General features: G+C 56.1%; 22 protein-coding genes. 20 read left to right on the top strand and 2 right to left on the bottom strand.

Annotated elements, in window-relative coordinates:
• The first annotated feature begins 19 nt into the window (after positions 1-19).
• From HXW73_RS17060 to dtd, 7 genes are all read left to right on the top strand, one after another.
• Positions 20-577 carry a TRAP transporter small permease subunit gene (locus tag HXW73_RS17060; protein ID WP_186254216.1) on the top strand — a complete coding sequence of 186 codons (558 nt, stop codon included), beginning with the start codon at positions 20-22 and terminating at the stop codon, positions 575-577.
• A complete protein-coding gene (locus HXW73_RS17055; RefSeq protein ID WP_186254215.1) occupies positions 577-1983 on the top strand; it encodes a TRAP transporter large permease in 1407 nt (468 codons plus the stop codon). The genes HXW73_RS17060 and HXW73_RS17055 overlap by 1 nt, the downstream gene beginning before the upstream one ends.
• Positions 1984-2160: 177 nt before the next feature.
• Positions 2161-3273 (top strand): TRAP transporter substrate-binding protein, encoded by a 1113-nt coding sequence (locus tag HXW73_RS17050; protein ID WP_186254214.1) that lies wholly within the window; start codon positions 2161-2163, stop codon positions 3271-3273.
• 116 nt (positions 3274-3389) lie between these two features.
• Positions 3390-4220 (top strand): bifunctional hydroxymethylpyrimidine kinase/phosphomethylpyrimidine kinase, encoded by an 831-nt coding sequence (thiD, locus tag HXW73_RS17045; protein WP_186254213.1) that lies wholly within the window; start codon positions 3390-3392, stop codon positions 4218-4220.
• A gap of 103 nt (positions 4221-4323) precedes the next feature.
• Entirely contained in the window at positions 4324-5166 is an 843-nt protein-coding gene (locus tag HXW73_RS17040; RefSeq protein ID WP_186254212.1) for a universal stress protein, read from the top strand.
• A gap of 130 nt (positions 5167-5296) precedes the next feature.
• Positions 5297-5857 carry a chalcone isomerase family protein gene (locus HXW73_RS17035; RefSeq protein ID WP_240538671.1) on the top strand — a complete coding sequence of 187 codons (561 nt, stop codon included), beginning with the start codon at positions 5297-5299 and terminating at the stop codon, positions 5855-5857.
• Positions 5858-5909: 52 nt separating this feature from the next.
• On the top strand, positions 5910-6347 hold the full coding sequence (gene dtd / locus HXW73_RS17030; RefSeq protein WP_186254210.1) for a D-aminoacyl-tRNA deacylase: 438 nt from the start codon (positions 5910-5912) through the stop codon (positions 6345-6347).
• An 8-nt stretch (positions 6348-6355) separates the two neighbouring features.
• On the opposite strand, the gene HXW73_RS17025 is transcribed toward dtd, so the two are convergent.
• Positions 6356-8302, bottom strand: coding sequence for an ABC-F family ATP-binding cassette domain-containing protein (locus tag HXW73_RS17025; RefSeq protein WP_186254209.1), 1947 nt, complete (start codon positions 8300-8302; stop codon positions 6356-6358).
• Positions 8303-8331: 29 nt separating this feature from the next.
• Between HXW73_RS17025 and HXW73_RS17020 the strand changes: the two genes are divergently transcribed.
• The 7 genes from HXW73_RS17020 (at position 8332) to HXW73_RS16990 (ending at position 14635) form a co-directional block, all read left to right on the top strand.
• A complete protein-coding gene (locus tag HXW73_RS17020; RefSeq protein WP_186254208.1) occupies positions 8332-8919 on the top strand; it encodes a TIGR02444 family protein in 588 nt (195 codons plus the stop codon).
• Positions 8920-9093: 174 nt separating this feature from the next.
• On the top strand, positions 9094-10113 hold the full coding sequence (locus HXW73_RS17015) for a TRAP transporter substrate-binding protein (RefSeq protein WP_186254207.1): 1020 nt from the start codon (positions 9094-9096) through the stop codon (positions 10111-10113).
• Between the two features lie 268 nt (positions 10114-10381).
• Complete coding sequence (locus tag HXW73_RS17010; RefSeq protein WP_186254206.1) at positions 10382-10960, top strand: TRAP transporter small permease; 579 nt, start codon at positions 10382-10384, stop codon at positions 10958-10960.
• Between the two features lie 30 nt (positions 10961-10990).
• The gene (locus HXW73_RS17005) at positions 10991-12274 is read left to right on the top strand and encodes a TRAP transporter large permease (protein ID WP_186254205.1); all 1284 of its coding nucleotides are present in this window, start codon (positions 10991-10993) and stop codon (positions 12272-12274) included.
• Between the two features lie 21 nt (positions 12275-12295).
• On the top strand, positions 12296-12739 hold the full coding sequence (locus tag HXW73_RS17000; protein WP_186254204.1) for a universal stress protein: 444 nt from the start codon (positions 12296-12298) through the stop codon (positions 12737-12739).
• 150 nt (positions 12740-12889) lie between these two features.
• A complete protein-coding gene (locus tag HXW73_RS16995; RefSeq protein ID WP_186254203.1) occupies positions 12890-13570 on the top strand; it encodes an FKBP-type peptidyl-prolyl cis-trans isomerase in 681 nt (226 codons plus the stop codon).
• A gap of 3 nt (positions 13571-13573) precedes the next feature.
• Positions 13574-14635 carry an alpha/beta fold hydrolase gene (locus HXW73_RS16990; protein ID WP_186254202.1) on the top strand — a complete coding sequence of 354 codons (1062 nt, stop codon included), beginning with the start codon at positions 13574-13576 and terminating at the stop codon, positions 14633-14635.
• Here the strand turns inward: HXW73_RS16990 and HXW73_RS16985 are convergent.
• Positions 14632-15225 (bottom strand): SCO family protein, encoded by a 594-nt coding sequence (locus tag HXW73_RS16985; RefSeq protein WP_186254201.1) that lies wholly within the window; start codon positions 15223-15225, stop codon positions 14632-14634. The genes HXW73_RS16990 and HXW73_RS16985 overlap by 4 nt on opposite strands.
• A 116-nt stretch (positions 15226-15341) precedes the next feature.
• Here HXW73_RS16985 and HXW73_RS16980 point away from each other — a divergent pair, with 116 nt between their 5' ends.
• From HXW73_RS16980 to HXW73_RS16955, 6 genes are all read left to right on the top strand, one after another.
• The gene (locus HXW73_RS16980) at positions 15342-16259 is read left to right on the top strand and encodes an AEC family transporter (protein ID WP_186254200.1); all 918 of its coding nucleotides are present in this window, start codon (positions 15342-15344) and stop codon (positions 16257-16259) included.
• Positions 16260-16644: 385 nt separating this feature from the next.
• Positions 16645-17556 (top strand): ectoine hydroxylase, encoded by a 912-nt coding sequence (gene thpD / locus HXW73_RS16975; RefSeq protein WP_186254199.1) that lies wholly within the window; start codon positions 16645-16647, stop codon positions 17554-17556.
• Between the two features lie 350 nt (positions 17557-17906).
• A complete protein-coding gene (locus HXW73_RS16970) occupies positions 17907-18893 on the top strand; it encodes a 2-hydroxyacid dehydrogenase (protein ID WP_186254198.1) in 987 nt (328 codons plus the stop codon).
• A gap of 384 nt (positions 18894-19277) precedes the next feature.
• A complete protein-coding gene (locus HXW73_RS16965; RefSeq protein WP_186254197.1) occupies positions 19278-20297 on the top strand; it encodes an IS481 family transposase in 1020 nt (339 codons plus the stop codon).
• A gap of 179 nt (positions 20298-20476) precedes the next feature.
• On the top strand, positions 20477-21472 hold the full coding sequence (gene gntR / locus HXW73_RS16960) for a gluconate operon transcriptional repressor GntR (RefSeq protein WP_222105015.1): 996 nt from the start codon (positions 20477-20479) through the stop codon (positions 21470-21472).
• Positions 21473-21734: 262 nt separating this feature from the next.
• Entirely contained in the window at positions 21735-22217 is a 483-nt protein-coding gene (locus tag HXW73_RS16955) for a tripartite tricarboxylate transporter TctB family protein (RefSeq protein ID WP_186254195.1), read from the top strand.
• Positions 22218-22253: the final 36 nt, after the last annotated feature.

Genomic DNA, 22253 nt, shown 5'->3' with positions numbered 1-22253 from the left:
TTTTACGCGAGACACTTCCATGTCGGACACAACAAAACTACCTGCGTTGATAAGTGCGCTGGACCGCGCTTCAGAGTGGTTCGGACGATCCCTTGCGTGGCTGATCATCATTATGATGCTGATTCAGTTCGCGATTGTACTGCTCCGCTATGTTTTCAGCGTGAACAGCATCTTCATGCAAGAGCTGGTGATGTACATGCATGCCAGCGTCTTTATGCTCGCCGCGGCCTATACCTTTCGGCATGACGGTCACGTGCGGGTCGATATCTTCTATCGGGGAATGTCGCCACGTCGCCAGGCCCTCATCAATGTGGTGGGTATTTTAATGTTATTGATGCCGGTGATGGTGTTCATCATTGCGTCGAGCCTGGGTTACGTGACTAATTCCTGGCGCATTCTCGAAAGCTCTCCTGACCACGGCGGCATTCCGGCCGTCTTTGCGCTGAAGACCTTGATACCGCTGTTTGCCCTGCTGATGATCGTGCAAGGCGTGATTGAGGTGGTGCGTAACGGTTACGTGTTGGCCGGTCGCATAGTGCCCGCCAAGGATGATGACCACCTTGAGGAGCGCCTTTGATGCTGGAATTTATGCCGATCGTGTTATTTGCCGTCATCTGCATTGTATTGATGTTCGGCTTTCCCGTGGCGCTCTCGCTGGCAGGCACGGCGCTGCTGTTTGCCGGGATGGGGCTGGGACTTGAAGCCATTGGCGTTGATGCTAATTTTGACAGCGGCTATCTAGCCGCCTTGCCCAACCGCCTGTACGGCATCATGACCAACCAGACGCTGTTGGCGGTGCCACTGTTTGTCCTGATGGGCGTGTTGCTGGAAAAGTCCAAGGTTGCCGAAACGCTGCTCGATGCCATGGCGTTGCTGTTCGGTTCGCTGCGCGGCGGGTTGGGGATTTCCGTTACGCTGGTGGGCATGTTGATGGCCGCTTCTACGGGTATCGTCGGGGCGACCGTGGTCACCATGGGCCTGATGTCGCTGCCGACGATGTTGAAGCGTGGCTATAGCACCTCGCTCGCGACGGGCACAATCTGTGCCACCGGCACGTTGGGTCAGATTATTCCACCTTCCATCGCGCTGGTACTACTGGGTGACGTGCTGTCATCGGCGTATCAGCAAGCGCAGCTGGATATGGGGATTTTTAGCCCGAAAACGGTATCGGTGGGTGATCTCTTCATGGGCGCACTGGTGCCGGGCTTAATCCTGGTGATGATGTACATGATTTATGTAGCGGTCATCGCGTGGTGGCGCCCGCATATGGCACCCGCGGCCGACCGACAAGAGCTGATGGAAGAGCTTGGCCACACCTCGGGGCTGGGCATGCTGCTGCTCAAGGGGCTGGTGCCGCCCGTAGTGCTGATTGTGGCCGTGCTAGGGTCGATCCTTAGCGGCTTTGCAACACCCACCGAGGCCTCGGCGGTAGGCGCCTTTGGTGCCCTGGTGCTGGCGGTGGCCTATCGCCAGCTGGATATGGCGACTCTTAAAGACGTACTGCGTTCGACGACCAATGTCACCACCATGGTGTTTTTGATTCTGATCGGGGCGGCGCTGTTTTCGCTGGTGTTCCGGGCCTATGGTGGCGAACACATGGTCACCGAGCTGTTTGAAGGCATGCCCGGCGGGGTGGTCGGCGCGACGATCATCGTGATGCTGGTTATCTTCCTGCTTGGCTTCATTCTCGACTTTATCGAAATCACCTTTGTGGTGGTGCCCATCGTGGGGCCGATTCTGCTCGCCATGGGGCTCGACCCGATCTGGCTTGGCATCATGATTGCGATTAACCTGCAGACATCGTTCCTGACACCACCGTTTGGTTTTGCGCTGTTTTACCTGCGCGGCGTGGCGCCGCCGTCGGTGCCGACCTCGGCTATCTATCGCGGCGTGATTCCGTTTATTCTGATGCAGTTGGGCATGTTGTTGATGCTGACGTTCTTCCCGCAGTTGGCAACGTGGCTACCCGCGCAATTTGGCTAATAACGAGTTGAAACGCGTCGCTGTTGTCAACGCAAAGAAATGGCAACCTAATTAAAAGGCAATCAAATAACACATTGAACGTTTGCCGTAAGCCGTCTGGCAGATTCAAGAGCACATGATGCTGGGCGGTGTTTTCTCTACCCAAACAGTAATAATACAAAGTAAGAGGGTTCACGTATGAAAGCCAAAACACTCCCCGTCGCCATTGCCATGACGACTGCCATGTCCGCTAGCTTGCTGGCGGTATCGAGCATTGATAATCACGCCCAGGCTCAAGAAGAAGAATTCCGCTGGAAAATGGTCACGTCCTGGCCGAAAAACTTCCCGGGTGTCGGCCAAGGCCCAGAGCGCCTTGCCGAGCTTGTGAATGAAATGTCGGATGGCCGCTTGACCATCGAAGTCTTCGGTGCTGGTCAACTGGTACCCGGGTTTGAAGTCTTTGATGCCGTTTCAGACGGTACCGCTGAGCTTGGTCACTCCGCTTCTTATTACTGGAAGGGCAAGGCCCCCGCCGCCCAGTTCTTTGCCGCCGTGCCGTTTGGCATGAACGCCCAGGAAATGAACGCCTGGCTGCACTTCGGTGGCGGCATGGAGCTGTGGAACGAGCTTTACGATGACTTTGGCGTCGACGTATTGGTGGCCGGTGCCTCAGGCGTGCAAATGGGCGGCTGGTACAACAAGGAGATCAACTCGGTTGATGACCTGGATGGCCTGAAAATGCGCATGCCTGGCCTGGGTGGCGAAGTCATGAGCCGCATGGGCGTGGCGATCGTGAACATGCCGGGCGGTGAAATTTTCACCTCGCTACAGTCAGGCGCGATCGACGCTACCGAGTGGATCGGCCCCTACAATGACCTGGCCTTTGGTCTGCACCAGGCGGCTGACTACTACTATTATCCGGGCTGGCACGAGCCGACCGTGATGTTTGAGGCGATCGTTAACGAAGAGGCCATGGCCGAACTGCCCGCGGATCTGCAAGCGATCCTGAAAACCGCCGTGCGCGACGTCAATGCCAACGTGCTGGACGAGTACACGGCGCGTAATAACGATGCGCTGGAAACGCTGGTCAACGAGCATGATGTCGAGCTGCGCCGCATTCCTGATGATGTACTAGCGCAGGCACGCGAGCACTCGGCAGATGTCGTTGCTGAGCTTGCAGAGTCCAGTGAAATGGCGACGCGGATTTACGAGTCCTATCAGGCTTTCCAGGAGAAGGTCGAAGACTACCACGCGATCTCCGAGCAGGCTTACTACAACGCGCGTAACCCTGAAGGCGATAGCGGCGAATAATACGCCTAGCCTTGCATGTAATGGCCGCCTACGGGCGGCCATTTGTGTTTTTAGGGCAGCACAAACGCTTCGGCTTGGGTATCCTAGCGGAATACTGTTTTTATCCGAGGATCACCATGTCTACTGATTCCCGACTGCGTAATGTGCTCACCATCGCCGGCTCCGACCCGTCCGGTGGCGCTGGGCTGCAGGGCGATTTGAAAACCTTCTCGGCGCTCGGGGTCTACGGTACCAATGTGATCACGGCGGTGATTGCCCAGAATACCTGCGGCGTCGCCTCGGTACATCCGGTGTCGCCCCAGGCGATTCGTGAGCAGTTGGAGAACCTGCTGGATGATGTCGAGATCGATGCGGTCAAGATCGGCATGGTCGCCAGCCGCGACGTGGCCGAGGTGATTGCTGATGTGCTACGCCAGCGTCGGCCGAGGTGGATCGTCCTCGACCCGGTGATGGTGGCCAAAAGCGGCGATATTCTGGTTGATAATGAAGGCATTCGCGCGGTGCGCGATATTCTGGTGCCGCTGGCGGACGTGATCACCCCGAACCTGCCCGAGGCCGCTGTGCTGCTCGACGCGCCATCGCCCACAGGACTGGATGAGATGGAAGCGATGCTGCCGGGCTTGACACAGCTTGGCGCGCCCTATGTGGTGCTCAAAGGGGGCCATCTGCGGGGTGAGACCTGCCCCGATTTGCTGGCGACGCCCAATGAGCATCGCTGGCTGCCAGCGTCGCGGATCGCCACGGAGAATCTGCACGGCACCGGCTGCGCGCTGTCGTCAGCCATTGCCGCCTGCCTGGCCAAGCTTCCGGTCGGGGCTGAAAATGACGCCCCGGTCGCTGCGATTGCCGAGGCCAAGCAGTGGCTGCATGCCGGCCTGGAGGCCAGCGTAAGGCTGAACGTGGGTAACGGGCGTGGCCCGGTGCACCACTTTCATGCCTGGTGGTAAACACAACGTTGTTCGCCGGGCTTGCGCCACCGCTTAGCTTGCGCAATGGGCGGTTGCGCACCATGCTGAAAGGTGTTCGCTAGCAGGCCGAGGAGCGTTTGCGATGACCCGTACCGTACTGTTTGCCACTGACCTCTCTGCCGATAATCGTGCAGCGTTTGCCAGGGCGTTGCGCTGGGCTTACGCCGATGGCGCTCAGCTCGATATTATCCACGTGCTAGACCCCTATTTACCCCGTCGCGTCTTTCACGAGGTTGAAGCGGCGGTGGTGGACGATATCGCCGCCACCCTCAAAGACGTCCGTGAAGATTACGCCCTCGAAGAACCCAAGACGTTGATCCAGACGGTCGCCGGGTCGCCCTACGTCGAAATTATCCGTGAGGCCCACGAACGCCAGGCAGATCTGGTCGTGTTGGGTATGCACCGAAAGCGAGGCCAGAAAGACCTGCTCGGGGGGACCACCCTGATGCGCATCATCCGCAGCGCGCCCTGCCCTGTGGTGGTTGCCTCGCAGCCGCCAACCCAGCCGTGGGGTTCGATACTGGTGCCGGTCGATTTTTCTCTGACGGCGCGCCATAGCCTACGCGAAGCGTTGCAGCGTTTTCCTAACGCCTCCCTGACCCTGTTGCATGCTTGGAGTTTGCCGGGCGAGCGCGAACTGGGTTCGCACCCCTACTATGCGCAGTGGCGAGATCACGAGGTGGCGCGGCTGCGCGAACGGCTCGCGCAGGAAATCGACAGCTTGATGGATGAGCTGGCTGGCGTGCCTGATGTCGAATTGGTGCTGGAGCATGGCCCCCCGTGCGATGTCTTGAGTGCCTATATCAAGCGTCATACTCCCGATTTGGTGGTGATAGGCAGCCGTGATCATCCGCATCATGCGAGCCAACTGACCGATATGCTCTTGAGTGAGCCGCATTGCGACGTGATGCTTTGCAGAGCATAGCTATGCGGAACTTTTATTTACGTTTTGTGTAGTATAGGTACTGTCTTGTAATAATAAGAGGTGCCTTGCGATGCCATCACTAACACGGAGCCATGTTTTTAGAGCTAGAGACAAGGTCTTGATGCCGCGCATGTCTCGCATCGCGGTATGGATTGTCGGCGGGCTACTGTTGGCCGGGTCCCCCACTCTCTGGGCGCAGACCGTCAGCGAAGAGGGCGAGCGCTTCGAGCGAACGCTGGAAGAAAACGGCCAGCGCTACGCGCTTATCGGCAGCGGTATTTTCACCTACATGATCTGGACCGCCTATGCCGGGGCGTATTATCAGGCGGAGGGCGAAACCGACCCTCAGCCGCTAAGCGATATTCCACGCCGGCTCGAATTGGCATATTTCCACGGCATCGAAGCTGAAGAGTTTGCCGACGCCACCACAGAAACGCTGCAAAAAAACCTGACGGCCTATGAGTATTCGCAGTTGGAAGCCGATATTAATGCCTTTAACCAACGCTACCAGGATGTCGAACCACAGGACCGCTATGTATTGAGCTGGGACGGCGATACGCTGCGCCTGGCATTGAATGGCGAGGTGCTATTCGAGGGCGGTAACGCGGAACTGGCCAGTGCCATGTTTGGTATCTGGTTGGGGGAGCAGCCCCTGGGTGACGACTTCCGCGATGCGCTGTTAGGGAGGTAATCACGTCTTTGCAAGCGCGCTATACTGGCGCTTTTGCAAGCGAGGCATAAACGTGAAAGCACTGATACAGCGGGTAACGCGAGCAAGCGTTGATGTCGAAGGTGACACCGTGGGCGCCATTGACCACGGGCTGCTGGCGCTGGTGGGCGTCGAAAAGGGCGATAGCCAGGCGGAAGCCGACAAGCTGTTGCACAAGCTGCTGAACTACCGCGTGTTCAGCGATGCCGACGGCAAAATGAATCAAAATGTTCAGCAGGTCGATGGCGATCTTCTGCTGGTGCCGCAGTTCACCCTAGCCGCTGATACGCGCAAAGGCCTGCGGCCCAGCTTTTCAAGCGCTGCAACCCCCGACGAAGGCGAACGGCTGTTCAACTATTTAGTGGTGCAGGCGCAAGCCGCCTGGCAGAACGTCGCCACGGGCGAGTTTGGCGGTAATATGCAAGTCTCGCTGGTGAACGACGGGCCGGTGACCTTTTTGCTGGAGAGCTGAGGCGATGATCAGGCGTTCTCGCTGGCTAACAGTTCAGCTTCCATGGCTTCCAGCGCCTCCTCAGCGGCCAGCCAATCGGCTTCTAGGTCGTTCAGACGCGCTTTGATATCGGCTTGGCGGGCCAGGGCGTCGGTCAATTCCGCTTTTCGAGCGTTGTCAGTGTAAAGTTCAGGGTCGGCTAGTATTTCCTCGACCTTCTCTAGTGACTGCTGGGTTTTCTCCATCGCCTTTTCTGCCTGGTCGCGCTGCTTTTTGAGCGGACGCAATTTCTCACGTAATTCGGCGGCTGCTTTGCGAGCAGCTTTTCGGTCGCCGCTGGGCTGTTGGGCCTGGCGCTCGTTCTTCTCGCTGCGGTTGTCGCGGCGGCTTTCTTCCAGGCGCGCTTTCAGCCATGCCCGGTAGTCGTCAAGGTCGCCGTCGAAAGGTTCGACGCGATGGTCGGCGACCCGCCAGAATTCATCCACCGTGGCGCGCAGCAGGTGGCGGTCGTGAGACACCAGGATCACGGTGCCTTCGAAACTGGCCAGCGCCTGGGTGAGCGCCTCGCGCATTTCCAGATCCAGGTGGTTGGTGGGCTCATCCAGCAGCAGCAGATTGGGTTTTTGCCACGCCACCAAGGCTAGCGCCAGGCGAGCCTTCTCGCCGCCTGAAAAAGTGGCTACCTGGCCGAAGGCGTCGTCGCCTCTAAAGCCGAACCCGCCTAGAAAGTTGCGAATTTCCAGGTCGCTGACGGTGGGCGAAAGCCGCTGTACATGCACGAACGGCGTGGCGGTTACGTCTAGCCCTTCGAGCTGATGCTGGGCGAAGTAGCCAATCGCCAAGTGCTCGCCGGGCACCCGCTTGCCATCCAGAAGGTCAAGCTCCCCAGTGAGCGATTTGATCAGCGTTGATTTACCCGCTCCGTTGGGACCTAGTAGGCCGATTCGGCTACCCGGCAGCAGGGTAACATTGACCTTGTCTAGCTGGACGATATCGCCCGCATCGCCGTGATAACCCAGCGTTGCCTGATCAAGCACCAGCAGCGGGTGCGAGGTTTTATCTGAGGCGGGCAGGGTGAAATGAAAGGGCGAATCGACATGGGCGACCGCAATATCTTCCATGCGCTCCAGCATCTTGACGCGGCTTTGCGCCTGCTTGGCCTTGTTGGCCTGATAGCGGAAGCGCGCGATAAAACGCTCGATTTCCTCGCGTCGTGCCTGCTGCTTGGCGGCTTCTGCCCGCTGGAGGGCGAGCTTTTCGGCGCGGGTGCGCTCAAAAAGCGAGTAATTGCCGCGGTAAAGTTCCAGCGTTTGATGATGCATATGCACGATGTGGTCGCACACGGCATCGAGAAAATCGCGGTCGTGGGAAATCAACAGCAATGTGCCCGGGTAGCGGGTGAGCCATTGCTCAAGCCACAGCAGTGCATCAAGATCCAGGTGGTTGGTGGGCTCATCCAGCAGCAGCAGGTCGGAAGGCATGAACAGCGTGCGGGCCAGATTGACACGCATCCGCCAGCCCCCGGAAAACGCCGAAAGCGGCCGGTCGAGGTCGGACTGAATAAAGCCAAGCCCGACCAGCAGTTGCGCCGCGCGGGATTCGGCGCGATAACCGTCGAGGGTTTCAATCAAGCCGTGCAGTTCAGCTTCCTTATGGGCTTGGCCCGCATCCCGGGCGGCCTGTAGATCCGCTTCGGCCTGGCGAAGGGCGATGTCGCCATCCAGCACGTACTCGATAATCGGCCGGTCCAGGGCATCGACTTCCTGAGCCATGTGGGCGATACGCTGCCCGCCGCTCAATTCAACGTCGCCCTGGTCAGGGCCGAGTTCGCCCAGCAGCAGCTTAAAGAGGCTCGATTTGCCTGCACCGTTAGCCCCGATAATGCCCGCTTTCACCCCGTCGGGCAGGGTGATGTCGGCGTTGTCGAGTAGCGTTTGCGTGCCGCGTTGCAGGGCGACTTGGCGCAGTGCGATCATGCGTTCTCCCGAATAAGATGGGTCATACAATGCCAGATTCTACTGTGCTTGATTCTACCCGATTCGCGGCGCTTCAGCAGACACCGCTGTGGGATTTCGCGCTAACCTTTTATAGCTGCCCCGGCGTTGAGCAGGCGTGCCTGACGCTACAGGACGACGCCGACGTGGATGTATGCGAGCTGCTGTTTCATGGCTGGCTGTATGTGCATGGGCTTGAGGCGTTACCAGAATCGCTTGCAGCCCTGCGCCCGACGCGCCGTGATTGGCAGGCTGGGGTGACAGAAGTGCTGCGCGGGCTCCGGCGCGATTTAAAGCATCACGATGCCTCAAGCGAGACCGTCTCCGCCCTGCGTGAGCGGATCAAACAGGCAGAGCTGCTCGCCGAACGTGAAAACCTTCAACGTTGGCAAACGTGGGCATGGGACAACGAACAGCCCTCGGCGCGCCTTAAAAATACGCCAGTTAGCTTGCACGATGCGGGAAGATGGCTGCAAGAACGTGTTTTATTGCCACACGATTCGATGTTAGACGGTTATGAGCCAAAAGCCCGCAAGGCGCTTGAACATGCCTTTAGTGTGCTAGGTCAGCAACTTGACCCCTTACAGCGAGCGCGCTAGCCTGAAAATTAGCTGCTTTTGAATAACTGACTGTTATTCGGCCTTTGATGAGATGTGCAGCGCTATTCAGCGATTGCACAATGGCGAATAACACTGCGCGTTGTGAGACGCGCCGATCAAAGCAGATTCCTGCGCACTCGTACAGCGCGCTTACCACTGCAAGGGGAACACCGCATGAAGGCAAGCAAGTTAGTAACGACGGCGAGCGTCAGTGTACTGTTGGTTGGTATGTCGGGCGTCGCTCAGGCTGACAACTGGCGTTACGCGCACGAAGAATATGAAGGCGACGTCCAGGACGTTTTCGCCTACGCGTTCAAAGAGCATATCGAGGACAACTCCGATCACACCGTTCAGGTTTACCGCTTTGGCGAGCTGGGCGAATCAGACGACATCATGGCGCAGACCCAGAGTGGCATTCTCCAGTTCGTCAACCAGTCGCCTGGCTTTACAGGCTCGCTCATTCCTGAAGCGCAAATCTTCTTCATTCCTTACCTGCTTCCCACCGACGAAGAAACCGTGCTTGAGTTCTTCGACGAGAGCGAAGCAATCAACGAGATGTTCCCGGAGCTTTACGCCGAGCAGGGTCTAGAGCTACTGCAGATGTATCCGGAAGGCGAGATGGTCGTCACGACCGACGAGCCGTTTACTTCCCCTGAAGGTCTGGATAACAAGAAAATCCGTACCATGACCAACCCGCTGCTGTCGGAAACCTACGACGCTTTCGGGGCCACGCCTACACCGCTGCCCTGGGGTGAGGTATACGGTGGTCTGCAGACCGGCGTGATCGACGGCCAGGAAAACCCGATCTTCTGGATCGAATCCGGCGGTCTCTATGAAGTGTCTCCGCACCTGACCTTCACCGGCCACGGCTGGTTTACCACCGCGATGATGGCCAACCAGGATTTCTACGAAGGCCTATCTGAAGAAGATCAGGAATTGGTCCAGGAAGCCTCTGAAGCGGCTTACGACCACACTATCGAGCACATTAAAGGGTTGGCAGAAGAGTCGCTTGCCAAGATTCAGGAAGCCTCCGACGAAGTCACCGTCACGCGTCTGAATGAAGAACAGATTCAGGCTTTCCGCGATCGCGCTCCACAGGTTGAGGAAGAATTCCTGGAAATGACCGGCGACCGCGGTGAAGAACTGCTCAACCAGTTCAAGGCTGACCTCGAAGCGGTAACCGAGGACGAGTAAGCAGCCCTCGCCGTATAAGGCACTGTCATTGAAGCACCTAGGGGCGGCCAGCGGCCGCCCTTTTTCATAGTGCTAATAGAATAGTGTGGATAGATAAGTCAAAAAACATTCGTTCACCTAGCGTTGAACCAGCAACGTTGGGTTACCGTTAGGCTGGACGTGTGAGCTGTAGGCTGTAGGTGGGTTCGACAATACCCAATATTTGGACCGGTGTGGAAACGTGAAGTCGGCAGTGAACAAAAACTGCTGTGATTAAAGGAGTCCGGCCATGACCGATGAAGAAACCGAGAAAAATTACCGCTCTAGTTTGCCAGGCTTTCTAGGGGTAATTGATACAGCTATCAGTAAACTAGAGGCTGTTATCCTGGCGATGGGTGTTTTGCTCATGGCGTTGAACACAGTCACTAATGTGATCGCGCGCTTTGTGTTTGGTAACAGCATCATGTTTTCGGGCGAGCTCAACCGTATTCTGATTATCATGATCACGTTTGCCGGTATCGGCTACGCCGCACGGCACGGGCGGCATATTCGCATGTCGGCCATCTACGATGCCCTCCCCACCGGTGGTCGAAAGGTATTGATGATCGTCATCGCTTTGTTCACCTCGATGGTCATGTTCTTTTTGCTTTACTACTCGGTGTTTTACATCATCGAATTGTATAGCAGAGGGCGTGTGCTGCCATCGTTGGGGCTACCCATCTGGATTATTTACCTGTGGGTACCCTTGGGCTTTTTGATTACCGGCATTCAATACCTGCTAACGGCAATTAAAAACATGACCTCCCGGGATGTGTACCTCTCCACCGGGGTGGTCGATGGCTATAAAGATACCGAAACGGAAGTCTAACGCAGGGCAACGCAGCCTAGGGGAACCGCTATGACGACAATAATGGTCACAACGATGATTGTCCTGCTGTTGCTGGGCTTTCCGATGATGATCCCGTTGATCACCGCCTCGGTCATTGGCTTTTACATGATGTTCAGCGGGCTGGGGCAGATGGAAACCATGATTCAGCAGTTGATGGCGGGGATACGCCCCGCATCGCTGATCGCGGTACCCATGTTTATTCTGGCCGCCGATATCATGACCCGGGGCCAGTCTGCCGGTCGCTTGATTGACATGGTCATGGCGTTTATTGGCCACGTGAAAGGCGGCCTGGCTGTCAGTACGGCTGCGTCGTGTACGCTGTTTGGGGCGGTGTCTGGGTCGACGCAGGCGACGGTGGTGGCCGTCGGCTCGCCGCTGCGGCCGCGCATGTTGAAAGCAGGGTATTCGGATTCGTTCACCCTGGCGTTGATTATCAACTCCAGTGATATTGCCTTTTTGATCCCGCCGAGTATCGGCATGATTATCTACGGGGTCATTTCGGGAACCTCAATTGGTGAGCTTTTCATTGCCGGGATCGGACCTGGCTTGATGATTCTGATGATGTTCGCCGCTTACAGCATGATTTATGCGACGGTGAAAAAAGTGCCCACCGAGCCAAAATCAACCTGGGGAGAGCGCGGTAGGGCCGTGCGCATGGCGCTATGGCCGCTAGGCTTTCCGGTGATTATCGTCGGTGGCATCTACGGCGGTATCTTCAGCCCGACAGAAGCCGCCGCGGCCTGTGTGCTGTATGCCGTCTTCCTTGAGTTTCTGGTATTCCGCTCGCTGAAAGTGAACGATATTTACGCCATTGCCAAATCGACGGGCTTGATTACCGCTGTGGTGTTTATTCTCGTGGCCGTGGGCAACAGCTTTTCGTGGATCATCTCGTTTGCGCAAATCCCCCAGGCGATTCTGGAGGCAGTGGGCGTCAATGAAGCAGGCCCCACCGGCGTGCTGATTGCCATTTGTATCGCCTTCTTTGTTGCGTGCATGTTTGTCGATCCGATTGTGGTGATCCTGGTACTGACGCCCATCTTTGCGCCCGCGATTGCCTCCACTGGGCTGGACCCGGTGCTGGTGGGGATTTTGATCACCCTGCAGGTGGCCATCGGCTCGGCGACGCCGCCCTTCGGGTGCGATATCTTTACCGCCATTGCTATCTTCAAGCGCCCGTATTGGGATGTGATCAAGGGCACTCCGCCGTTTATCTTTATGCTGATTCTGGCGGCCGTGCTGCTGATTATGTTCCCGCAAATCGCCCTGTTCCTGCGCGATATAGCGTTTCGCTAAGTCGTCACAAGGAGAACGCCAATGTTCAACCGCATTTTAGTGCCGGTAGATGGCTCCAAAGGCGCCCTCAAGGCGCTTGAGAAAGCTGTCGGCCTGCACATGCTGACCGGCGCGGAGCTTTACTTGCTGTGTGTGTTCAAGCACCACAGCCTACTCGAGGCGTCGCTTTCCATGGTGCGGCCCAGCAAGCTGGATATCCCTGATGATGCGTTGAAGGAGTACGCCACGGAAATCGCCGTACACGCCAAGTCTCATGCGATAGAAATGGGGGCTGATAGTGGGAGCGTGCGGGCCTTCGTCAAGGGAGGTCGACCATCGCGCACCATCGTTCGCTTTGCCCGCAAACGTGAGTGTGACCTGGTCGTCATAGGTGCCCAGGGCACCAACGGCGATAAAAACCTGCTGCTGGGCAGTGTTTCCCAGCGAGTGGCAGGCTCAGCTCACTGTCCCACCATGGTGGTGTAAACGCACTTTCCCGCAACGTCGCTGGGTATTAACACCCGCCGCCTCGGCAGATGCAGCCTGGGGCGGCGGGTGTTACTCTTTTAAGCGTCCTTTCAATACGCATCAATTACCCTCATCACGGTGCTTCGCACCACACAAAAAAGGTGTTCTATGAAAGTAGCGATTTCCTCAACGGCCCTGGTCAGCTTACTACTGGTGGCTCCCCTGGCTGCTGCCGCGCCGGAAACACAAGAAGAGCGTTTGGCCTATAGCCTGGGCGTTACGCTGGGTGAAAGCATGCAGGCCGATGTCGAAGACCTGGATATCGACACCTTTACCGACGGCATACGCGATGTGTTTGAAGGTAATGATCTGGCGCTCGATGAAGCGCAAATGAGTGAAGCGCTGATGACCTTCCAGGAACAGTCGATGGCAGAACGCGAAGCCGAAGCGGCGCAAGCCAGTGAAGCAAACCGCGAAGCCGGTGAAGCCTTTCTAGCCGAAAACGCAGAGCGCGATGAGGTGACGGTCACTGAGTCAGGCCTGCAGTACGAAGTGATTGAGTCCGGCGACGGCGAGTCCCCTGGCCCCGAAGATACCGTCGAGGTGAACTACGAAGGCATGCTGCTGGACGGCACGGTATTTGATAGCTCCTATGAACGCGGCGAGTCGGTCAGCTTCCAGGTCAATCAGGTGATCGAAGGTTGGCAAGAAGCCCTTCAAGCAATGAGCGTGGGCGACAGCTGGATGCTGTATATCCCTTCCGACTTAGCCTACGGTGAAGGCGGTCAGGGCCCGATTGGTCCCAACGAGGTGCTCACCTTCCGCGTTGAACTGTTGGACGTGGAGTAAGTGATGCCTTTACCGTCGCGTTTATCCCTACGCTGCTTGGTCAGTGGGCTACTGTTTATCGGTAGCTTGCAGGGAGCGACGGTTGTTCAGGCAGCGCCCGAGCCGTTAGCCGCGCTGGGCGCTGATAAAAACGCTGTCAGCGTCGTGGGTATTTCGTCCGGTGGGTACATGGCCACGCAGCTGGCAGTCGCCTTCCCTGAACGCTTCAGTGCGGTGGGCGTATTGGCGGCTGGCCCCTGGGGGTGTGCGGAAGGCTCGTTAAGCCGGGCGCTGAGTACCTGCATGACGACATCGGGTGGCGAACCATCCCTCGACAGGCTTGAAAATCGCCGTCGCCGCTACGAGTCGGCAGGGCTGGTGGGGCCACGGGAAACGCTTAGTCAATTAAGGGTGTTTTTGTGGCACGGCGAAGACGACGACGTCGTGGATCCCGATTTGGGTGAATTATTGGCGGCTCAGTGGCAACGTTGGCTGGCCAATGCCGAGCAACTGCGCGCGGTTTGGCGTGAAGAAATCGGCCATGGCTGGCCAATAAGCCTGGATGATGATGCGCCGCCTCCCCAGGCCCTGGGCGACTGTCAGCAAGGCGGTGGTAGCTATCTGCTGGCCTGTGATGATGATGTGGCCGGCGAGATGCTGCGCTTTCTGTATCCCGAGCGCGAAGAGAATGATGCAGGTCAGGGCCAATTAAGCGCCTTCGATCAGTCTGACTTTGCCGTGACCGGGATGGCGGATAGCGGTTTTGTTTATATACCTGATGGTTGTGAAGGGGGTGGCTGTCAGGTCACGTTGGCCCTTCACGGCTGCCAGATGAATGAAGACGCGATTGGCGATACATTTGTGCGCCACAGCGGACTCAATGAATGGGCTGCGTTGCACCAGCAGATCGTGCTTTATCCCCAGGCGAAAAGCAGCATGATGAACCCACAGGGTTGCTGGGACTGGTGGGGCTATGCCGAGCGTTCATCGCTGTTGGCCCCGTCGCACGATACCCGTGAAGGCGTGCAGGCCAAAGCGCTAGTGGCTATGCTGGAGCGCCTGCAAGCGGCTCCCGAGCAAGATTAACGACTCAGCTCATGGGATAAGGCAGCCGTAAGCCCTTGAGGCGTTTGTGAATACAACACACGCTGCAAAATGTCGCCGTCACGATCGACCAAGTAGAGTGATGAGCTATGGTCAATGGTGTACTCGATGGCTGACTCGGGCGCCTCGACGCGCCGCGTGATCACCCCATAACGGGACATCACGTCATCCAGTTCGGCCTGGTCTCCACTGGCCCCGATAAAGTCCTCGCCGAAAAACGCCAGATACTCTTCAAGCCGTTCCAGGGTATCGCGCTGCGGGTCGACGGTGACCATGATAGGCACCACCTGTTCGCGTTGCGATGGCGAAAGTTCAGCCAGTGCCTGCCGCTTGACCGACTGCGTCATGGGGCATACGTCAGGGCAATACGTATAGCCGAACGACAGCAGCGCAATCTGGTCGTCAGCAAGCTGGGATAGCGAAAAATCGCCTCGGGTGGACGGCAGTTCAATCTCACCGCCAGTTGGCATGTCGTTTTGCGGCGTCAGCGTGGCTTTGTAGAGCACGACGCCACTCGCGACGACCAGCGCGGCGGCAGCGCCGACACCTAGCCATAATTTCGGATAGGCCATGGTATCTCCCTGCAGGCGATGAACCAGCGCCCGTTGACGATTGGGCAACTATGTTCATAGTAACAGTAAACCCGCGACAGTCACGGTGTGGCCGATCAAAAGGATAAGGATACCCAATGGAAAGCATTAGCGGTGCCCTCGGCCCCCTGTTTCTATTGATCTTGCTGGGCGCAGCGCTAGGCGTAAAACGCTGGCCCAGCGATACGTTCTGGCCGCCTATGGAGCGGCTAATCTACTTTGTGCTCTTCCCTGCCATGCTGGTATCGACGTTGGCGACGGCAGATGTCAGCCAGGTACCCGTTACCCGCCTGGCCCTGGTATTGCTGGGCGCGATGGTCGCGTTTGGCGTGTTGCTGTGGCGCTTGAGAACGCAATTGAAACTGTCGCCCGGGGCGTTTACGTCGGTATTTCAAGGCGCCGTGCGATTCAATACTTACGTCGGGGTGGCGGGCGCGGCGGCCTTGCATGGTAGTGCAGGCGCCACTACCGCCGCCGTAGCGGTGGCGCTGATGGTGCCGGTGGTCAATATCATGTGCGTGGCCAGCTTTGTCGCCGCTGGCACCCTGGGTAACGCAAGCCTCGGCAAAAGCGCGATGGCTCTGATCAAGAATCCGCTGATTCTGGCGTGCTTGCTGGGTATTGTGCTGAATCTTTCAGGCGTCGGGCTGCCGGGCTGGAGCCACGATACCGTCGATCTACTAGGCCGTGCTGCCTTGCCGCTTGGGCTGGTTGCTGTAGGTGTGGCACTGCGCCCGGCAGCGCTGCTGCGCGTTGATCGAGGCGTGCTGGCGACGAACAGCATCAAGCTGGTGCTGATGCCTGCGCTGGTGCTGGGGTTTGCGTGGCTGGTTGGCCTGGATACGGTGAGCCGCGACGTCGCGCTGTTGTTTGCCGCGCTGCCGACCGCGACGTCGGCGTATATTTTGGCTCGCCAGCTGGGCGGCGATGCCGAACTGATGGCGGCAATTATTACCGGCCAGACACTCCTGGCAATGCTAACGCTACCGGTTTGGCTTCAGTTGGCAGGCGGGTGAAAAACTAAATAAAAAATATTCGTATTTGTGTTGACGGGGTAAATGAGAACTATTACATTGTGAGTGTGGCGTTTGATGAGACGCCACAGACCGCGGCAGATTTGGTAATCACTACCAGTTTCCTGCCATGGTTTCTCCCTCTCATTGCTAGTCACGGTCTTTTGCCGCTCCTTTGGAGCGGCTTTCTTTTTTCTAGCATCTGATAACGCCCCGTTTCCAGTGCGGCCATTTGGCTACTTCCCTACCTACTTATTGAAAGCGATGAGCGCTCAAATGTTTTATGTGCTGATATGGCGCGATTGCCGAAGGGCTGATTCGTGTCTACGTTTTATAAGTAGCACCTGAAAAGCGTTTATTGGCCCGCATACTAACGGAGGAGTTTGCCATGAGCGATACACAAGACCTTTTCCCCACTCGCTTGGAACGCAAGTTGGGAATGTTTGAACGCATTGACCCCGTGGTGTTTGGCGATGAGTCGCAGCTTACGGATGGTCCATTGGATAGGTCGCAAATTGCGGAGTATGAGAAAAAAGGGTTCCTGTCATTTGAAGGCTTTTTTGACGCCGACGATATGCAGGTTTTTCTGCAGGAGCTGCGTGAGTATGAAGACGATGCTGACCTGAAGCTCTCTGAAGGCACGATCCTTGAACCAGGACGTGAAGAAATACGTACCGTGTTCGGTATTCATCAAGTTTCAGAACGGTTCCAGCGCTTGACTCGGGATCCCAAGTTGCTAGCGATCGTCAAGCAGCTGCTGGGTAGCGATGTCTATATCCACCAATCACGGATCAACTATAAGCCAGGATTTAAAGGCAAAGGGTTCGAATGGCATTCGGATTTTGAGACTTGGCATAGCGAAGACGGCATGCCGCGGATGCGCGCGCTCAGCTGCTCCATCGTCCTCACGGATAACGGCGAGTTTAACGGTCCCCTGATGCTAATTCCCGGTTCGCACCAGTACTTTGTCCCCTGTGTGGGTCGAACGCAGGAGGATAACTACAAGGAGTCGTTAAAAAGCCAAGAGGTGGGAGTGCCACCGGCTAGCAGCTTACGCGAGCTGATGCTGGAGAATGATATTGAAGCCCCTAAAGGGCCAGCCGGCTCTCTGGTGATTTTCGAAAGCAACACCATGCACGGCTCCAATCTCAATATGTCATGCTGGCCGAGAAGTAATTTATTCTTTGTTTACAACAGTGTCGAAAACACGCTTCACGATCCTTACTGCGGCAACCGGCCGCGCCCCGAGTTTCTGGCCAACCGTTCCGATTGGGATCCAGTGCAACCGCTAAAAGAGTAACGGTGGCAACGCGAAGCGCTGGGTTATCGCCAAGTCGATGATACAGAGCCAGAATTTTAAATAAAAAGCATTCGCATTTTATTGACGAAGTAAATGAGAATGATTACATTGTGGGTGTGGCGTTTGATGAGCCGCCACAGACCACGACAGATTTGGTAATCATTGCCAGTTGGCTGTCATGGTTTCTCCTTCTCATTGCTAGTCACGGTCTTTTTGCCGCTCCTATGGAGCGGCTTTCTTTTTTCTAACAACCACTTTCTTGATCCTTGCCAACAACGCCCTGCTCGGTTCAGGCAGATAATAGGCCCTTTGCCTATGCTGACTTTGAACCTTCGACAGGAGCAACCGTCATGCGCATCGCCGTATTTAGCGCCAAGCCTTATGATCAAACCTTTCTGACCCTTGCCAATGAGGATAAGCATCACGAGCTGAGTTTTTTTGACGTGCGGTTAAACGCTGATACGGCGATGCTGGCGAGAGGCTATGAAGGGGTCTGCGTGTTTGTGAACGACCATCTGGATACCACCGTTCTACATCTGCTCCACGATAATGGAACACGGCTGGTGGCGTTGCGTTCGGCGGGGTTTAATCATGTCGACTTAGCGGCTGCCGAACAATTGGGCATTACTGTCGTACGTGTGCCCGCCTATTCACCCCATGCCGTCGCGGAGCACGCTGTGGCCCTGGTGCTAAGTCTTAACCGAATGACGTATCGCGCCTACAACCGAGTTCGCGAGGGGAACTTTTCCCTGGACGGTTTGCTGGGGTTTGACCTGCACGGCAAAACCGTGGGCGTGATCGGTACTGGCAACATTGGGCTGATCTTTGCCGATATCATGCACGGTTTTGGCTGCCGCATTCTGGCCAGCGATCCTTTTCCAAGTCCGAACGCCAAAGCGTTTGTGGAATATGTTCCTCTGGAAACACTCTTTGCGCATGCCGATATTATCTCGCTGCACTGTCCATTGACGCCTGACACCGATCATCTGATCAATGAACAAGCGATAGACCAAATGAAACCCGGGGTTATGCTGATAAACACAGGGCGAGGACGCGTGGTCGATACGCGAGCGGTGATCGCTGGATTGAAAAGCGGCAAAATTGGCCGCCTGGGTTTGGATGTCTACGAAGAGGAGGAGCAGCTGTTCTTTGAAGATTTATCCCAGGGCGTGATCGACGACGATCAGTTTATGCGACTCACGACCTTCCACAACGTGCTGATTACCGGGCATCAAGCGTTTTTTACCGATGAGGCGCTCACCAATATTGCAGAGACGACGCTTGAGAATATTGATGCCTTTGAAAGTGGAAAAGGCGCAATGCATCGGCTGGTATAACGCAACCGACGTTATGCTGCCCAAAAAGAAGCGAGCGCCCTGCATGGGCTTTTAAATAAAAAGCATTCGCATTTTGCTTGACGGGTTAAATGAGAATGATTACATTGCAGGTGTGGCGTTTGATGAGACGCCACAGACCACGACAGATTTGGCAATCATTGCCAGTTGACTGTCATGGTTTCTCCCTCTCATTGCTAGTCACGGTCTTTTTGCCGCTCCTCTGGAGCGGCTTTCTTTTTTGGGCAATACCATCCGCCACCGTTGCAAACGGAACTGGACCGCTTTTGGTTATTTGTAGGGTCCCCGATGATCACATGAGCTATAGAAGTTATCCTCTATTAGCCTCTAGAGAGCTTCTAAAGCAATTCATCCGGGAGCAGGCCTATGGATATCAAACTGCATAAGCAAGCGACCACGACACCCAAAATCCGTGCTGAGATTCAGGCAGCACCTGCCAATATCAGTGATAGTGAATTGGCGCGCCAGTTTAACGTAACCGATTCGACGATCCGGCGCTGGCGGTACCGTGATGAGGTTCATGACCGGCCGCACACGCGGCGTAATCTGCTCGCTACCCTAACGCCTGAGCAGGAAGAAATTGTGATTGCTGCCCGTGAATTCCTGCGCCTTGGCTTGGATGACCTGTTAATTGTGGCACGCGAGTTTTTGAATCCTCGTTTGTCACGTTCCGCACTGCACCGTATGCTTAAGCGGCGCGAGGTGCAGACACTGGCGGAACTAGCCCGACAAGATGCTGGCGATGACCATAAGCCCCGGCCCAAGCCGTTCAAGGATTATGAACCAGGTTATGTACACATCGATATTAAGCATCTCCCGCAGATGCCTGATGAACAGCAGAAGCGATACTTGTACGTTGCCATTGATCGGGCCACTCGCTGGGTGTATTTAGAGATCAAGAACAGCCAATCTTCTAAGGACGCGCAAGCGTTCATGACGCGTGTGGAAGAGAAGGTGCCGTTCAAGATCCAGACGGTGCTGACCGACAATGGTAAATCGTTCACGGACCGCTTCACGCGGGCGGGTGAACGACAACCGAGTGGCCGCCACCCCTTCGACCAAGTGTGCCAAGAGAAAGGCATTGAGCACCGCCTGATCAAACCTGGGCGACCTCAGACGAATGGCATGGTAGAGCGCTTCAACGGCCGTATTAGCGACGTTCTCGCCACCCGTCGGTATGAATCAGGCGAGGATTTAGAGCAGACACTGAAGCGCTACAATTGGCTTTATAATCACCATATTCCCCAGAAGGCGCTGCACCATCAATCACCAATTTCAGCGATGAAAGAATGGCAAATTAAGCGCCCCGAGTTATTTAACAAACGGCTAATTAATCACGCGGGACCCGACAATTATTCTCCTGTCACAAATCTTTCGCGCTTTTAAAACTAAGCTAAATTTCACCAGATATCCGACCATGCGTCGGTTTTTGCCCACCGTGACACGGGTCCGCTTTTTTTTTCGATATGGTCAGTAAAGGTAACGGAGGGTCTGCCTGACAGCGCGCGAGTTTTGCGTTTGGGTATGTTATGTTTGCCCTCAAATCAGTAACTGACCTATACGCTGTGAAGAACCGACGCCCAACGTTGCAGGACATCGCCGACCGGGTCGGCGCCACTAAGATGACCGTAAGCCGGTGCCTGCGGGCTCCCGATACGGTTTCAGAGAACCTGCGCAAGCGTATTTTTGCCACGGCAGAAGAACTGGGTTATATCCCGAATCGCGGGCCCGACATTCTTTCAAAATCCACCAGCAGGGCCATTGGTGTTCTGCTGCCGTCACTGACCAACCAGGTGTTTGCCGACGTCATCAAGGGCATCGAGAGTGTGACCGAACCGGCTGGCTATCACGTGATGCTGTCACACTATGGCTACAGCCCGGAATTCGAGGAGCGCAGTCTGGCAGCACTGCTGTCGTACAATGTTGATGGCGTCATTCTATCGGAGAGTCAACATACCCAGCGCACCCGGCGGATGTTGGAAACCACGGGCATTCCGGTGGTCGAAATAATGGATTCACGCAGCGCTCCTTTTCAGCAGGCCATTGGCTTTGACAATGTTGAGGCAGCGTATGACATGGTCAGCGCCATGATCCATCGTGAGCACCGACAAGTGCTGTATCTGGCGGTTCGCCTGGACGCACGGACCCTGCAACGGCAGGAGGGTTATCAGAGGGCAATGGCTAAACACGGCCTGAAGCCGGAGACGCTGCGCACCATGTCCCGGTCGTCCTACAGCGTGGGTGCCAGTCTAATGGCTCAGGTGCTTTCCGAGTATCCGCAAACAGACGGCCTGTTCTGTACCAACGACGATATCGCCATAGGTGCCTACTTTGAGCGTCTGAAACGTGGGATTAAAGTCCCAGAAGACATGGCCATTGCCGGATTCCATGGGCACGATGTTGGGCAGGTGATGTCGCCACGACTGGCAAGCGTGGTGACTCCCCGCGAGTCTGTGGGTGAGCGCGCCGCACGGGAGCTGTTGCAGCGTATTCAGGGCCAGCCCTTGAAAGAACCTGTCGTTAATTTGGGTTACCGCATTGAATCGGGCGGAACCATCTAAATGCGTTAAAAAAACCTGCAAGTCATGCTCTATTATCATCTGATTCTAACAATGTTTTCTGGCATTTCTGCTCAAAACTACCCTATACACCTACCATTTTGAATTCTGATGCTTAAGCTGAGTTTTATGCACTTGCGAGAGTGTATTCAATCAGCTTCTAAATTACCGGTAACATTTGTGTTTGCATTACCGGTAACATTGCGCCTAGAATTAAGCATTGGAAGAACAATAAGCATGGCTACCTCGGGAGGAAAACCCTCGTATGTTGGGCATAAAAAGAGAGTATTGGCAGGAATCAGGGTTTGGCGTTGTGGGTGCAGCGATTAGCGTCTGGCTGTTGACTGAAACCGCACAACTGCCTGAGCGATCCGCCCTGTTTCCGGCAGCATTGCTTTGGTGTCTACTGGTGGTGTCCGCGGTCATCGCGATCAAAGCACTTTACTTAGGATTTGCCGCCCGTGATGACCAAACCCCATTGGCAGCCAATGGCGCGAGTGGACTACTGGTGCCATCACTATTTCTGGTTGGCACGGGCGTCCTGTTGGCGGCATTTGGCTTCTATATCACGGCCCCGGTTGTGATTTTCGCTTTTCATGGACTGCATGCGCACCGGTCGGGGCATGCCGCGCTGTCCGCTGACGTGATTAAACGTGGAGCGATACTCGCGGTGCTCGCGACCTTAGTCATGTATCTCGTATTCGACGTGTTGATCGGTCTGCCGGCGCCTTCAGGTACGCTATTCTGAAGCGCTCGGCAGGCTCCAACTGTCCACTGGAGGGCA

The sequence above is a fragment of the Halomonas sp. SH5A2 genome (genome assembly GCF_014263395.1).
GTDB lineage: Bacteria > Pseudomonadota > Gammaproteobacteria > Pseudomonadales > Halomonadaceae > Vreelandella.
This window is presented reverse-complemented; position numbering and strand designations above follow the sequence as displayed.

What these genes read in the sequence shown, in the direction of transcription:
- HXW73_RS17060 (WP_186254216.1), top strand. Translation starts at nt 20, where the DNA reads ATGTCGGACACAACAAAACTACCTGCGTTGATAAGTGCGCTGGACCGC.
- HXW73_RS17055 (WP_186254215.1), top strand. Translation starts at nt 577, where the DNA reads ATGCTGGAATTTATGCCGATCGTGTTATTTGCCGTCATCTGCATTGTA.
- HXW73_RS17050 (WP_186254214.1), top strand. Translation starts at nt 2,161, where the DNA reads ATGAAAGCCAAAACACTCCCCGTCGCCATTGCCATGACGACTGCCATG.
- thiD (WP_186254213.1), top strand. Translation starts at nt 3,390, where the DNA reads ATGTCTACTGATTCCCGACTGCGTAATGTGCTCACCATCGCCGGCTCC.
- HXW73_RS17040 (WP_186254212.1), top strand. Translation starts at nt 4,324, where the DNA reads ATGACCCGTACCGTACTGTTTGCCACTGACCTCTCTGCCGATAATCGT.
- HXW73_RS17035 (WP_240538671.1), top strand. Translation starts at nt 5,297, where the DNA reads ATGTCTCGCATCGCGGTATGGATTGTCGGCGGGCTACTGTTGGCCGGG.
- HXW73_RS17025 (WP_186254209.1), bottom strand. Translation starts at nt 8,302, where the DNA reads ATGATCGCACTGCGCCAAGTCGCCCTGCAACGCGGCACGCAAACGCTA.
- HXW73_RS17020 (WP_186254208.1), top strand. Translation starts at nt 8,332, where the DNA reads ATGCCAGATTCTACTGTGCTTGATTCTACCCGATTCGCGGCGCTTCAG.
- HXW73_RS17015 (WP_186254207.1), top strand. Translation starts at nt 9,094, where the DNA reads ATGAAGGCAAGCAAGTTAGTAACGACGGCGAGCGTCAGTGTACTGTTG.
- HXW73_RS17010 (WP_186254206.1), top strand. Translation starts at nt 10,382, where the DNA reads ATGACCGATGAAGAAACCGAGAAAAATTACCGCTCTAGTTTGCCAGGC.
- HXW73_RS17005 (WP_186254205.1), top strand. Translation starts at nt 10,991, where the DNA reads ATGACGACAATAATGGTCACAACGATGATTGTCCTGCTGTTGCTGGGC.
- HXW73_RS17000 (WP_186254204.1), top strand. Translation starts at nt 12,296, where the DNA reads ATGTTCAACCGCATTTTAGTGCCGGTAGATGGCTCCAAAGGCGCCCTC.
- HXW73_RS16995 (WP_186254203.1), top strand. Translation starts at nt 12,890, where the DNA reads ATGAAAGTAGCGATTTCCTCAACGGCCCTGGTCAGCTTACTACTGGTG.
- HXW73_RS16990 (WP_186254202.1), top strand. Translation starts at nt 13,574, where the DNA reads ATGCCTTTACCGTCGCGTTTATCCCTACGCTGCTTGGTCAGTGGGCTA.
- HXW73_RS16985 (WP_186254201.1), bottom strand. Translation starts at nt 15,225, where the DNA reads ATGGCCTATCCGAAATTATGGCTAGGTGTCGGCGCTGCCGCCGCGCTG.
- HXW73_RS16980 (WP_186254200.1), top strand. Translation starts at nt 15,342, where the DNA reads ATGGAAAGCATTAGCGGTGCCCTCGGCCCCCTGTTTCTATTGATCTTG.
- thpD (WP_186254199.1), top strand. Translation starts at nt 16,645, where the DNA reads ATGAGCGATACACAAGACCTTTTCCCCACTCGCTTGGAACGCAAGTTG.
- HXW73_RS16970 (WP_186254198.1), top strand. Translation starts at nt 17,907, where the DNA reads ATGCGCATCGCCGTATTTAGCGCCAAGCCTTATGATCAAACCTTTCTG.
- HXW73_RS16965 (WP_186254197.1), top strand. Translation starts at nt 19,278, where the DNA reads ATGGATATCAAACTGCATAAGCAAGCGACCACGACACCCAAAATCCGT.
- HXW73_RS16955 (WP_186254195.1), top strand. Translation starts at nt 21,735, where the DNA reads ATGTTGGGCATAAAAAGAGAGTATTGGCAGGAATCAGGGTTTGGCGTT.